We start from the raw sequence: 12,691 nt of genomic DNA on the forward strand, positions 1-12,691 counted from the left end.
TTCCGTAAATTTACGTGTTATTGGATACACTATACGGAAACTTTAAATGCTAAGCATCTACCACGGGTGTGAATTAACACTCTCCTCTAGTGTAGATTCCAGCAAAACACCAAGCGGTTTAAACCGCACAGCGACAGCAAGCACACAAACGAAATCTGCCGGGAGTAGGTTAGAAAACCTTGACTTCCGGTTAGTCTGCGCTTTTGGGATTGGGAATGCGATCGCCCCAGAATTCCATTCTCAGGGTTTGGTGCCAGGTGTGAGTTTAGCTAACGTAGCTCTTAGCGCGAACGACCTAAGAGCTAACGTTAGTTAAAACTGACCCAAATACTGGGAAAGCAAAGGCTCCCAACCTGTTTTACAGGTTGCAAGCTTTAAGGTAAGAGATTTATCTCAAAGCTCTTCTGTCAGCGCCATTTATTTATGATTCATTGTCTTGACTGACTGCTGACGGCTTAGCTACAGTGCCATCGCGTACCTTCTGGGCTATCAATTAAAGTAATGCCCTTGGCTTGTAGCTCGTTGCGGATGCGATCGCTTTCAGCAAAATTTTTCGCACTCCTCGCGTCCTGTCTCTGCTGAATCATCGCTTCAATCTCGGCATCGCTTAAACCACCAGAAGCGGTACTTTCAACCTGTAGCTTTGCGATCTCATCAGCACTCACTTCCAAGCCTAAGACACTTGACAAATCAACTAAATTCTGCCACTGACCTTCTAGTTGTTCGGGTGGGATCTCGGTTTTACCCTGATGAACTAGGATATTCCCCTGCTTGCCTAATTCTTTGGCAAGTTCAAACAATATGGTTAACCCGCCAGGAAAATTCAAGTCATCATCCACTTCTGCCTGAAATCTTTCCACAGCGTTGTCATGTCCCCCCTCGCTGAGGGGGAGATTGGCGGGGTTTCCCATCCAACCCAGTTGGGAACCGTACTTGTATCCAAACAACAGACCTTCTTTCAGCGTATTCCAACCGTTAGTTGCCGCCTGAATTGCTTCATCAGTAAAATCAATCGGCTTACGATATTGGGCTGTAAGAACAAATAGCCGCACCGCCATTGGATCGACGGGTCGATCGAGTAACTCTCGAATGGTGATAAAGTTGCCCAGAGACTTAGACATCTTTTCGCCATTTACCGTCACCATCCCGTTATGCAGCCAGTAGTTCGCTAACGGCTTGCCAGTTACCGCTTCCGATTGGGCAATTTCGTTCTCGTGGTGGGGGAAAATTAAGTCAGCACCGCCAGCGTGGATGTCGATTGTATCGCCCAAGCGATCGCGCACCATTGCCGAACATTCAATGTGCCACCCCGGACGACCCGCACCCCAAGACGATTCCCAGGCGGGTTCCCCCGGTTTTGCCGCCTTCCACAGTGCAAAATCAAACGGGTCTCTTTTCTTGGACGCTTCCAGGTCTTCCACCTCCACCCGGTTACTCGCCCCTGCTTGCATATCTTCTAACCTGCGTCCCGACAGCTTGCCGTACTCCGGAAATTGACGCACCGCATAGTAAACATCACCCGCAGCGGGATAGGCGAAATTTTTCTGTTCCAATTCGTGAATCAGCCGCTGAATCCCATTTATCGTGTGTGTAGCACGCGGATATTCATCCGCTTCTTTGATATTCAGCCGCGCCATATCTTCAAAATAAGCTTGGATGTAGCGTTCGGCGACTTCCTCCATTGACGAGCCTTCTTGCCGTGCCCGGTTGAGAATTTTGTCATCAATATCGGTAAAATTCTGCACATAGCGCACGTCATAACCGACAAATTGCAGATATCGGCGCGTCACATCCCAGACGATGCAAGCTCTCGCATGACCCAAGTGGCAATAGTCATACACCGTCACGCCGCAGTAGTACATCCCGGCTTTACCAGGTTCAACGGGTTCAAAGACTTCCTTGCGACGAGTGAGGGTGTTGTAGAGTGTGAGGGTCATTCCTAGAATTTAAGAAATAAAGTGCATCTGTATAAGTATTTTAAATTCCCTGGTCAGTAAGCCATCCAGTCATCCGAAATTAAAATTGTACTTTGTCACAATTTAGTCTCAAAAAAATAGGTGCTTGAGAGAGCAACCAGGTATCAATGCGGCTTCAACATCTGCTTAGCGCGATCGCATCCGCTAACACTAACGCTAACAGCATCGCTTGACTGACCGCACGAGTCTCAGTTCCCCCTCAATTTTTGCGTTCTCTTCACGATCTCTTCATTAAAAGATAGGCGCTTACCAGTAGAAACCCAGATAAATATTTTTGACTATTCAGGCGTTTGGGCGCTCACTTTACTCAATCTTTATAATTCTGCTCAAAATCCCTGCTTATTTAAAGAATCAGTAAAGATATGCCCTAGCCGCTAGTAGTGTTTCTACTGGTTCGGTAATGTAAATGACGAAAAGAGTTTGAGATTCATTTTCAAAAGTCTTGCAAGCCTTTTACTCTGAAGCGTTCGGCTTCAGGGCAAGTTTCGGATGGGGTTTTATCACCCGTTATTTCCCGTTTTGCTAGGTCACGCCCTATTTGCACCAACCAGCACCACGCATCTACCCTTAAGGAGCAACAAAATGTTCAAAAAACACTTAAAACAGTTACTTTTAGCGGCTGCCGTTTTGCCCGTAATGCTGGCTCAACCAGCTTTCGCTCACGTCGTCTGGTTTGAACAAGGAAACGGAGACTACGATCTGGTTTTTGGTCATCCAGAAGAGGGGCCAGAACCTTATGATGTGGCAAAGTTTCAGTCAGCCCAAGGCTACGATATAAACAAACAGCTTGTTCCTCTTGAAGTTAAAATCCAAGATGGTGTATCTGTTATCCCTCAGGGAAACATTGCAGCGTTGACCGCGTTATATGACAATGGCTTCTGGCTCACAAACCCAGCTGACTCTACTTCTATAAACATTTCCAAACAGGAAGCAGAGGCACTTAACTACGTCAATGTCAGCAATTTTCTGAAGTACACCAAGGCTCTTTATGACTGGTCGCAACCCCTCTCCCAGTCTTTCGGTCTTCCACTTGAAATTATGGCTTTGAAGAATCCCTTTGAGGTAATGGAAGGAGAATCCCTACCAATTCAAGTTTTATTTCAAGGAAATGTAATTAAAGATGCTTTAGTTGAATATCTGGGAGAAGTAGTAGACGTAAATCAAGAAGGCATTGCTTATATCCCAGTCGGCAAAGGGGGACTCCAAGTTATCGAAGCAGGCTACACCAACCCCACAGCGATTAATCCTGGTCTTTCTTACGCCACTACCTTCAGCGCCGAAAGCAAAAACGCCTCGGTTCCAGAACCGTCAGCTTTGTTGGGTTTAAGCGTGCTGGGTTTGATGGCGTTTGCACGCAAGCAAGGTAAAGGGCTGAAGTTGACTAAATAAGCGATCGCCTCAACCAACAAATCTGCTTGGCTTGCAACTTGTATCCATGAGTTGCTTTTATTAAAGATAAACTATGGTCAGTTGATGCCAACCGTGCTAAAGGTATCGACTGACCATTTGCTTATGCCAGAAAAATTGGAGAATGCCTTCTGTGGAGTTAGGTAAGCTGGAGGAAGAGAGCGATCGCGCAAGCGCGTATGCGAAGCTGTTCGCTTGCTATAAAGTAAAAGGTTGGATCTCCATTTCAATCCATCATCGGGATCTAGACCTAAACTCCGCTTAGCGCACTCTGCTTAGCGCTTAGATCCTACACTAATTTACGTATAGCTCTATCAACGTTTTTTGAGAAAATCTGAAACTCGCACTATGCAACCAGCCACCACTCCCAGTCAATCTCCAGAGATGGATGCCCCCAAGTACGGCTTACCCGTGACGATCATTACAGGTTTCCTTGGCAGTGGCAAGACCACTCTCCTCAATCACATCTTGACCAATCAGCAAGGCGTCAAAACCGCTGTTCTGGTTAATGAATTCGGTGAAATCGGCATTGATAATGAGTTGATTGTCACCACCGGCGAGGATATGGTGGAGTTGAGTAACGGTTGTATCTGCTGCACCATTAACAACGATCTCGTGGAAGCCGTCTACAAAGTTCTGGAACGTGAAGAAAAGGTCGATTATCTGGTAGTCGAGACAACCGGACTCGCAGATCCCCTGCCAGTGGCACTTACCTTTTTAGGTACCGAACTGCGAGACATGACCCGCCTAGATTCCATCATTACGGTGGTAGATTCGGAAAACTTCAGTCTCGATTTATTTAACAGTGAAGCCGCCGCCAGCCAGATTGCATACGGTGATATCATCCTGCTCAACAAGGCAGACCTGGTGGATGAAGCAGACTTAGACTCCCTAGAAGTCAGAATTCGGGATATGAAAGGCGGTGCCAGGATTATGCGAACCACTAAGGGACAGGTACCGCTGCCGTTACTTCTCAGCGTCGGTTTATTTGAAACTGACAAATATTTCCAAAACGAAGAGGCAGCAAAGGGTCACGACCATCACCACCACGACCATGACAATGACCACGATCATCACGATCATCACGACGATCATAATGATTGCGACCACGATCATGGTGTTTGCACCCACGACCATCACGACCACGATCATCACTCCCACCACTTGGAAAATGACGGGTTTACCTCGATTTCCTTTGAAAGCGACAAGCCTTTTGCTATTAAGAAGTTTCAAAATTTCTTAGATAATCAGCTACCCTCAACCGTCTTTCGTGCCAAAGGAATTCTTTGGTTTGATGAAAGTCCTCGGCGTCATATTTTCCACCTGTGCGGCAAGCGCTTCTCCATCGACGATGAAGATTGGAAAGGGCAACCAAAAAGCCAGTTGGTACTGATTGGTCAGGATTTAGATAAAGAAACCCTGCAACAGCAAATCAAAAGTTGTGTCTGTGTACCTTCTACCACTCGCGGTAAGGGCTTTGGGAAATAGTCTTGAGTAATTAGCAATTAACTAATTACTAATAGCATTTCTCAGTTAGGTCAAATAGATTGCGGCTCTAATGTTTGGTCGGGACATGGCATTGTCATGTCCCTACAGATGTATCGAAGCTAATTATGCGTGTTGTCATTCAGCGAGTTAAATCCTCACAAGTTGAAGTTTCAAATCGAATAATCGGCAAAATCGGGCGCGGACTTAATTTACTCGTAGGCATTGCTGAAACGGATACCGAAGCCGAGCTGGAGTGGATGGCTCGTAAATGTCTGGAATTGCGCTTATTTCCAGATGAGCAAAATGGTAGCGGGCGTTGGGAGAAATCCGTTCTAGAAATTGGGGGAGAACTGCTGGTAGTCAGCCAATTCACTCTCTACGGAGATTGTCGCAAAGGACGCCGCCCCTCTTTTGATAAATCTGCTGCGCCTGCGATCGCCCAAAATCTTTACGAACAATTTATCGCTAAGTTGCGCCAGAGCGGTTTGCGCGTGGAAACAGGCGAATTTGGGGCGATGATGCAGGTAGCAATTCAGAATGATGGCCCTGTTACTTTGCTGCTGGAAAGAGAAGCTGGATAAAATCCGCAACCCCACCCCTTGAACGAGGAGGGGCAAGATAGGATAGCGATCGCTAACCTAAGTAGAAGAATTGTCTCAAGTAATTGACTGGCGGCGACGGCGGGAGTTACCAATTATCCCCAGAATGGCAAGGCTGAAAATTCCCAAAGTCGCAGAGGGTTCAGGTACGCTGACGATATTATCAGCAATCTGAACATCAGCCCACACCAGGCGATGATCGGAACTGGGGAATGGGAACGTTCCCACTAGAGGAAATAGGGGATCGCTACTCTTAGGCCAGAATACAGCTGCATCAACAATCTCTAAATCCTGCGATGGTAAAACGTAATCTACGCGCAAATTACCGGGTGTCCCATCCGCAAAGTCAGCTGTATCAAATATTGGGTTACTTTTATGGGTTAGATTAGCACCGCCCTGCAAAATTGCCTGTTCTGTACCGCCTTCACTGGTGGGAGTAACGCTGGTATTGACAAGCGGATTATTCAGCAATTGCTGTATTGCACCGGGTAAGCTATCTCCATCAAAAGGATCGGAATTTTGGTCGCCCATGATCACAAAGCTTGAACCAGCATTCAGTCCTCCAAAGGTGCGCTGATCGTCGTAGATGTAATCGCCTTCTCCGGGTGTGATATAGTCTGCCCAAAAGCGAATTTCGTCAAAATTCCGCCTACCGTTGCGGTCTTCGAGACCGTCAAAGACTGGCGGCGTAGGATGGCTCAGGAGAGCGTGAACAATCTCTCCATTAACGTTAATAGGGACATCCCAGTGACTCTTGGAGGAGAGACGAACTACCTCAAGTTCTGCTTCGGAGTACCAGTCATTGGGTTCGGGTGTCGCTGGGTTGTCGGGAAGTAAGGCTCCCGGCATATCTTTCCACAGGAAGGTTTGGAAGGTGCGGATGCTTTCTTCTAAAATTGGATACTTGGAGTACAACGCCATGCCATACTGTCCGGGGAAGAATCCGAAGCCATAGGCATCGTTTGGACCGCCGACTGTGCCATTGTTGTCTAGGTCAAATCCAGAAGGTATGCCAGTGTTAGAGGGTGCAACGTAGCGATATTGATATTCACCGGGGGAAGCACCATTCTGGCTAATTGAAAGGTAGTTATTTTGAAATAGTTGGGCTGCTGTTCCGCCTTCTACATAGTCGAATTCGTTGATTAACAGCACGTCAGGGTTGACTCGTTGGATGATTTCAGCAACGGTCTTTGCTTGTGCGTTGTCCAGGGTTGACAAATCGGTAATGAGTTGACCTTCAGCGTTGCGGTTTAGTGAGGCGTTGAATGTGGCAAAGCGGAGAGTGGTGGCTTGGGCTGACCCAGACGCGATCGCGATCGCTCCTAATATCCCTGCTGTCAGCAATCCTCCGGATACAAGGCGATCGAACCGGGAAATTAGAGCTTTCTGGATCTTCATAGCAACCGTGTTTGTACTTAGCTTTGGTTATTCCTCACACAGTAGCGATCGCACGTTAAGACAACCCTATGAAGCTAATAAGCAGGTTTTAAGATGCCTCATCTTCACGGAAGCTTCATAAAAAACCTACTTATTTAACAGAAATGTAAAGTTATGAGACTTAAGCGAAGTGTCAAGGGAAAATATTTTGCCACCAAGGCCTAGAATTGCTTTGTGCAACAGGCATTTTCTTGCGAATATCCTGAATATTCCACCCTGTCAGCTTCGCTAAAGTCTGCGCTTCTTGTTCAAATCGTCTAGTCAAAGACTTTTTGTACTGTTGACCCGCTTGACACTTCACATCTCCCGTAAAGGGATGGCGTAGAACATAACGACCTTGAAAATTTTGGTTATTTGATGTTTCTTGGAAAACTAAATCTTCCGGAAACTTATCGCGGGTATACCGAACATGGAGACGGGTGATAAACACATCATTAGAAGGAGCAATGGATCTCCGGAAAGGCGCTGACTCGTGGCTACCCGAATCTAGCCAAAAGACACCAGCTTTCCGCAGTTCTTCTCGATTTAAAGGTTCGGCAGAACATGGATCGCAGCTACCCATATCCCAGGCATATTCCAGAAAGGCAACCTTTTTATCTTCACGAGTGTAAGAAGTTTGAAACATCGATTTGTAGAAATCGCTAAATTCGTTTTTAACGAATACTGGAATTTCAGCATCCGAAGGGACTTTTACAGTCCGGTAATTGGTAACTTCAGCTTGTCCTTTAGGGGATAAAACGTAAACAATTAAATCCTGCTCGGTGGTAGCGTTAATCATCCCTAGACGAATCGGCAACATAAATTTAGGCGATTCGTAAGCCATCTGTAAGGGTCGCAGAAACTGAGAACCGGAATTTTGAAATTCTTTAAGATTGACTTTTGCAACAAAGAACTTCATGTTTTGCCGGATATAGGGTTGCAGCAGTTGTTTTGCACCCTGTGGAATCTTATATCCGTTGCGATTTAGCCACGTTTCTAGACCGTTTGATTCCTTTGCGCTGAGAATAACAATGTCATACTCTCCTACATTGAAACGAGCTTCTACCGTGACACCCAAGCTATTGTCTTCATCCCTGCTAGCTCTTGCAGCGCCTGACGCTGGTGCGGCTGCTGGTGCAGCGAGTCTCTCGTACATGACCGGATTACAAGGATCTTCGTCGAAATATTCCACCAGTCGCGGCGCACTAAAAGCATCTAATCGTTCGATAATTTTAGGGTCGCCAACGTGAACCTGTTCTTTCTGAAGCACTGTTGGAACGGGGACAACCAAGGCAAAGTCTTTGACATCGCCTTGATAGTCATTCGCCATCGTTAAAATAGTGCGATCGCGATCGCGAGCAATTACCACTTGCGAGGCTTTATTGTAAAGCTTTGTATCCGCTTTTGCCACATAGAAGCCACAAAATCCCCAGGCTGTCGGAGCAAAGCAAATAACAGCCAGAAGCGTTATCACTAAAGTTTTCCCAATCCGAAATAGCTTCATTGCCGCCTCTTCTAGTAAGTAAGTAGTAAAAATTTACGCTTGTAGATACGTCTCAGATTCAATTTCCTCAGATTTATTAATGACTAAATTACTGAATGTCGGTGAGGGGTTCTCTCCCCATGAAAATCGGGGCGCTGTCCAGATAAAATCTAGAAATATGGTCAAGGGTGCCAAAGCAAATAAAGCCCAAAAAACCGCAGTGGATACAAAAAATTGATTTCGCAAGAGAAAAGTTAAGCAGCCAATAGAAACTGCCCATACTAAACGCCCAATCCTAGCGTTAGGAATAGAACGAGGATCTGTAATCATAAATAGAGCGAATAATAACAAAGAACCGCTCATCAATCGATGTAAAAATACATCCCACGTCCAACCAAGCCAAATATTGCGAATAGCTTCCAAAAAAGCGTAGGAACCTAAAAAAGCCGCAGTTGTATCCCAACGACCGACTCGTTTTAAAATCGTCCCCCCTGTGCCTGCAAATAACAGCGCATACCACCATTCATCTCCCCATTGTCCGGGCGAAACCCAGGCATCTTTTGTCAAGATAAGTGCTGCAATAATGCCAAAATTAGCAGGATTAAAAAAATGCTTGTTCCGAAAATTAAAAATAAATTTACTGATAATTGCGAAAGAGCCTGCCAATATCATCGTGCTGTAACTATCGGCTCTTAGTAGCAAACTCAAACCTAAAGCCGTAATCAAGGCACTCCGTAATGAAAGCTTGGCAAGAACATTTGTTAAACCAGAATCAATTTCATTTGGACAATTATCTTGTACCGGAAGCAAATTGAATAGATTTTGTTTAATCGATACTGCTAGCGACTGAGTTACTAGACAAGTTATCATCACCACTAGAATTAGATCCGGTCTTAGCGTCCAGTCTCTTGTCCAAATCCCCAAAAACAGGAACAAGGATAGAAACAGAATTTGATAGTCTCGGACATCTTTTAGCAGCATTGCCGATTAATAGCAGGATTACCCGTATCTTTCTCCTGAATCTAGACGCAATAAGATGCAAACAGGGCTTCTGTTACAGAAATTGTTACAAAGATGCCGGTTAGCCAAAACGGTTTTTACAAGCGATTCAGATCCCAAACTTCTTGGAGAAGTCGGGATCTCGCCAATGCTTTTCATGAATTTTAAAAAGACTTTCAAAAGTAGTCTATGTAGCAATCTTCTTTTAGTTAGGAGCCAGTGATTTAGCTTTCCGACTTCTTCATAATCAGCAACTCTCATTTGTGAATTAGAGAACCCCTCCAGGTTAATAGCTATGCTTTACTCATAAGTCCAAAAACCCTGTAGGGCTTCGCATTTGAGCGATAACTTGAGGACAAAAACGGGCAACTCGCTATCCAAAGGCTGCGCCCTTTCCCGTAGCATGACAGGGTTTTCAACAGATGTGGGTAAAGTATAGAGGTTATGGGGACGTTGTCACGACTTCAATCCCCCTGCGGATACTCCTCCCATAAGGTTGTTGTTTGCCGCAGACTCAGATAGTCCCCATTGCCTAAAATCAAATGATCTAGCAGCGGAATACTTAAATATTGCGCTCCCATCAACAACTGGCGCGTCAAATCGATATCTTCCTGACTCGGTTCAATGCTCCCTGACGGATGATTGTGTGCAATAATCAGCCTCGTCGCACCCTGGCGAAGGACTTCTCGGAAAATCTCGCGGGGAGGAGCCAACGTTTCAGTCGCAGTGCCAATGGTAATCACTTGAGTACCCACCAAGCGATTCTTCACATCCAACAGCACAACAGCAAATCGTTCTTGCATCTGCCACATCAACTCATGACTGAGTGCAGCAGCAGCAGCAGCAGGACTGTCTATCATGGTGCTAACTCCGGGGCGAGATAGAAACGCCCGTTTTCCTAACTCAACGGCTGCTAGAATTGTGGTTGCTTTTGCTGGCCCTACACCTGGGATTTTTGTCAACTCTTGAACGCTGATATCTCGTAACATATCCAGCGGATCGCGTTGGTGTTGACTTAATTCTTGTAATATGTACTGCCCAAGACCGACAGCAGAGAGTTTCCCTGCTCCTTGACCCGTGCCTAGCAGAATCGCAATTAGCTCAGCGGTTGCAAGATTTTTGGCTCCCTGAGCCATTAATCGTTCGCGAGGACGTTCGCTAAGGGGTATATCTGCAATTCTGAGGCAATAGGTCATAAATGCACCGGGAAAGACTATATCTAGTTTTCCCGATAGTCTCGCAAGAGTTGCGATCGCGCCAAGAACAAAACAATTAAGAATTAAAAATTAAAAATTGATAAATTCAACTTTTAATTTTGCATTTTTAATTTTTTAATTCTTTACTGTGTGGATATTTGCAGCTTTGAGCATATGATAGGCAACCAGTAGCTGAGTCAGTGCCAGAGGGTAACTTTGGAGCGTTTCCCCTGTTGTCCCGACGAGAGTACCCAGATTGGGGGTGCCGTCCAAGCTACAGAAAGGCAGTAAATCGGGGATGTCGTTACACAGCATCCGCTCTAAGTCTTTGACTTGTTCGCTCGTGGCTTGACCATCAATTTCTAGCACATCAACCGGCTTACCCATATCCCGCTCAAGTTCCAGGCGAATTGCCGGTTTGTAATTAGGACTGCTTGGGTTCAAAATTTGGGTCAAGCTTGGATGTGGAATTGTTGGTCTGAGTACCAATTGCACATTCAGGTGTGAACTGTTCTCCTCTGGCGTGTCTGTAGGTGGGTAGAAACTGACCACGATATCTGCCCATTGGCGCTGGGGACGGATGTATGCTTCTGAGTCTGGTTCGCGCTTTCTCAATTGTTCGCGAACTTGTTCTTCGTTATAGCCCCGTTTCATCGTATCTCGCTTGATCTTCCACTCAGCGCGTAGAGATTCAGGCGGTGCTAGATAAACTTTTACATCGTGATAGTCACGGGTTTTCATGGTTGAATAACCGAGAAGCCCTTCAACAATCACAAACTTGCTCGGCTTGATATACTCAGGCGGGTCGAACATCCCGGTATCGTGGTTGTAAATCGGCTTCAGGATGGGCTGTCCATTTTGAAGCAGGGACAGGTGTTGCTCCATGATATCCAAGTAGTTGCAGTCGGGATGCAGTGCTGAAATTCCCTTCTCTGCACGCTGAATCCGGTCGTACTTGTGATAATCGTCTGTACAGATAATGGTGACATTTTCTTCACCTAATATCTGAGCAATTCCTCGTGTTAGTGTTGTTTTCCCAGCGGCACTGTCACCAACAATGCCTAGAATAATCGGACGATGGCTCATTTTCCCTCTCGCGCAAAAGCAAGTCCTGCTGGACATTCTGAATTGTTCAATTGTAGAGGGAATAGGGATCAACTCGATCGCAAGAATGCCTGCTGTTTGGGCGTTGGTTCTCAGTGCAGGTTGCGCCAAGCGTGGTCTTTTATCGGCACCCGCTGAGTAAATTATTGTAAATTAATCGCGATGCCAGAGTGCGATCGCAATCTTTAGCGGTGTCTAAAATTAGCTCTACTCGCCCTCAACCGATGAATCCTGCCGTTCCCGCGCTGGGTTAACCGCGATCGCACTCATCAAACAAAACGCGATCGCGCCCTTACTTCATGCAAAACGCGATCGCATCGTTTTAATAACCTCTTAATAACCTCGCGCTGAGTGGATGTAACTCTTAAGAAGAAATACCCCAGGATGGCAATACAACAATCTGCATAATCTACTTAAAGCTATATCTCTCGGCGGAATGCTCTAATCGCTTCTCCAGCGTCAGTTTCTGCCATCAAAATGCAGCGTCTGAGCAGATCGGGATCGAGTTCGCTGAGTCCCGGTAGCTGGCTGCGCTCAATGGGTTCATAGCTACCGTCTCGAAGATGATAATGCTTCAGCAATCCATCTTCCCAAAACCAAACCTCTGGAACGCCCAAAGCTTTATAGCGTTCTAACTTGCTGGTGCCTCCACTGGTAAAGACAACTTCAATCGACAAATCTGGAAGCGACTTCACGCTCCCAATGCAGTAAGATTCGTCCGCTTGAGCCGAGACAACTCCTTCTTTTTCCTGAGTCATCGACCGAGTTGGCTGAAAGAAAATGCCCTTTTCTGCAAGAAAAGTAGTCACCAAGTAACCAATGATACTGGCAAAAATTTCATGTTCGCGTCCCGGCATAAGAATCTCGATCGTCCCGTCATAGTAAAACAGCCGCACCCCAGGAGAACCCTCAAAGCCCTTCTGGATGAACTTGAACTGTTCCCAAGTTCCTTGATGGATAATGCGTTGGTCGGTTGTTTTGTTCAGTAGTGGGGGCATCACGTTCACCTCCGGCGATCAAGAT

Annotated in this window: 11 protein-coding genes; 4 read left to right on the forward strand and 7 right to left on the reverse strand. The window is 46.0% G+C overall.

Annotated elements, in window-relative coordinates; genetic code table 11:
* Nucleotides 1–46: 46 nt before the first annotated feature.
* The gene (locus H6H02_RS15695; RefSeq protein ID WP_190819349.1) at nt 47–316 is read left to right on the forward strand and encodes a hypothetical protein; all 270 of its coding nucleotides are present in this window, start codon (nt 47–49) and stop codon (nt 314–316) included.
* A gap of 139 nt (nt 317–455) precedes the next feature.
* On the opposite strand, the gene cysS is transcribed toward H6H02_RS15695, so the two are convergent.
* Entirely contained in the window at nt 456–1,937 is a 1,482-nt protein-coding gene (gene cysS, locus H6H02_RS15700) for a cysteine--tRNA ligase (RefSeq protein WP_190819350.1), read from the reverse strand.
* 621 nt (nt 1,938–2,558) lie between these two features.
* On the opposite strand from cysS, the gene H6H02_RS15705 reads away from it, so the two are divergent.
* The 3 genes from H6H02_RS15705 (at nt 2,559) to dtd (ending at nt 5,452) form a co-directional block, all read left to right on the forward strand.
* Nucleotides 2,559–3,365 (forward strand): DUF4198 domain-containing protein, encoded by an 807-nt coding sequence (locus tag H6H02_RS15705; protein WP_190819352.1) that lies wholly within the window; start codon nt 2,559–2,561, stop codon nt 3,363–3,365.
* 366 nt (nt 3,366–3,731) lie between these two features.
* Entirely contained in the window at nt 3,732–4,871 is a 1,140-nt protein-coding gene (locus H6H02_RS15710) for a GTP-binding protein (RefSeq protein WP_190819353.1), read from the forward strand.
* Between the two features lie 125 nt (nt 4,872–4,996).
* Complete coding sequence (dtd, locus tag H6H02_RS15715; RefSeq protein WP_190819354.1) at nt 4,997–5,452, forward strand: D-aminoacyl-tRNA deacylase; 456 nt, start codon at nt 4,997–4,999, stop codon at nt 5,450–5,452.
* Nucleotides 5,453–5,527: 75 nt separating this feature from the next.
* Here the strand turns inward: dtd and H6H02_RS15720 are convergent, their stop codons facing one another.
* From H6H02_RS15720 to H6H02_RS15745, 6 genes are all read right to left on the reverse strand, one after another.
* Nucleotides 5,528–6,868, reverse strand: coding sequence for an endonuclease/exonuclease/phosphatase family protein (locus H6H02_RS15720; protein WP_190819355.1), 1,341 nt, complete (start codon nt 6,866–6,868; stop codon nt 5,528–5,530).
* A gap of 172 nt (nt 6,869–7,040) precedes the next feature.
* Entirely contained in the window at nt 7,041–8,390 is a 1,350-nt protein-coding gene (locus H6H02_RS15725) for a DUF2330 domain-containing protein (protein ID WP_190819356.1), read from the reverse strand.
* A 33-nt stretch (nt 8,391–8,423) separates the two neighbouring features.
* Nucleotides 8,424–9,350 (reverse strand): RnfABCDGE type electron transport complex subunit D, encoded by a 927-nt coding sequence (locus H6H02_RS15730; RefSeq protein WP_190819357.1) that lies wholly within the window; start codon nt 9,348–9,350, stop codon nt 8,424–8,426.
* A gap of 482 nt (nt 9,351–9,832) precedes the next feature.
* On the reverse strand, nt 9,833–10,564 hold the full coding sequence (gene radC / locus H6H02_RS15735) for a DNA repair protein RadC (RefSeq protein WP_190430057.1): 732 nt from the start codon (nt 10,562–10,564) through the stop codon (nt 9,833–9,835).
* A 135-nt stretch (nt 10,565–10,699) separates the two neighbouring features.
* Nucleotides 10,700–11,650 carry a phosphoribulokinase gene (locus H6H02_RS15740; protein WP_190819358.1) on the reverse strand — a complete coding sequence of 317 codons (951 nt, stop codon included), beginning with the start codon at nt 11,648–11,650 and terminating at the stop codon, nt 10,700–10,702.
* A gap of 437 nt (nt 11,651–12,087) precedes the next feature.
* Nucleotides 12,088–12,666, reverse strand: a complete 579-nt coding sequence (locus H6H02_RS15745) for a Uma2 family endonuclease (RefSeq protein WP_190819359.1) — start codon at nt 12,664–12,666, stop codon at nt 12,088–12,090.
* Nucleotides 12,667–12,691 lie beyond the last annotated feature (25 nt).

It is taken from the genome of Coleofasciculus sp. FACHB-1120 (assembly GCF_014698845.1).
GTDB lineage: Bacteria > Cyanobacteriota > Cyanobacteriia > Cyanobacteriales > FACHB-T130 > FACHB-T130.

Excerpts from the sequence above, each read along its gene's own strand:
- H6H02_RS15695 (WP_190819349.1), top strand. The coding sequence starts at position 47 with ATGCTAAGCATCTACCACGGGTGTGAATTAACACTCTCCTCTAGTGTA.
- cysS (WP_190819350.1), bottom strand. The coding sequence starts at position 1,937 with ATGACCCTCACACTCTACAACACCCTCACTCGTCGCAAGGAAGTCTTT.
- H6H02_RS15705 (WP_190819352.1), top strand. The coding sequence starts at position 2,559 with ATGTTCAAAAAACACTTAAAACAGTTACTTTTAGCGGCTGCCGTTTTG.
- H6H02_RS15710 (WP_190819353.1), top strand. The coding sequence starts at position 3,732 with ATGCAACCAGCCACCACTCCCAGTCAATCTCCAGAGATGGATGCCCCC.
- dtd (WP_190819354.1), top strand. The coding sequence starts at position 4,997 with ATGCGTGTTGTCATTCAGCGAGTTAAATCCTCACAAGTTGAAGTTTCA.
- H6H02_RS15720 (WP_190819355.1), bottom strand. The coding sequence starts at position 6,868 with ATGAAGATCCAGAAAGCTCTAATTTCCCGGTTCGATCGCCTTGTATCC.
- H6H02_RS15725 (WP_190819356.1), bottom strand. The coding sequence starts at position 8,390 with ATGAAGCTATTTCGGATTGGGAAAACTTTAGTGATAACGCTTCTGGCT.
- H6H02_RS15730 (WP_190819357.1), bottom strand. The coding sequence starts at position 9,350 with ATGCTGCTAAAAGATGTCCGAGACTATCAAATTCTGTTTCTATCCTTG.
- radC (WP_190430057.1), bottom strand. The coding sequence starts at position 10,564 with ATGACCTATTGCCTCAGAATTGCAGATATACCCCTTAGCGAACGTCCT.
- H6H02_RS15740 (WP_190819358.1), bottom strand. The coding sequence starts at position 11,650 with ATGAGCCATCGTCCGATTATTCTAGGCATTGTTGGTGACAGTGCCGCT.
- H6H02_RS15745 (WP_190819359.1), bottom strand. The coding sequence starts at position 12,666 with ATGCCCCCACTACTGAACAAAACAACCGACCAACGCATTATCCATCAA.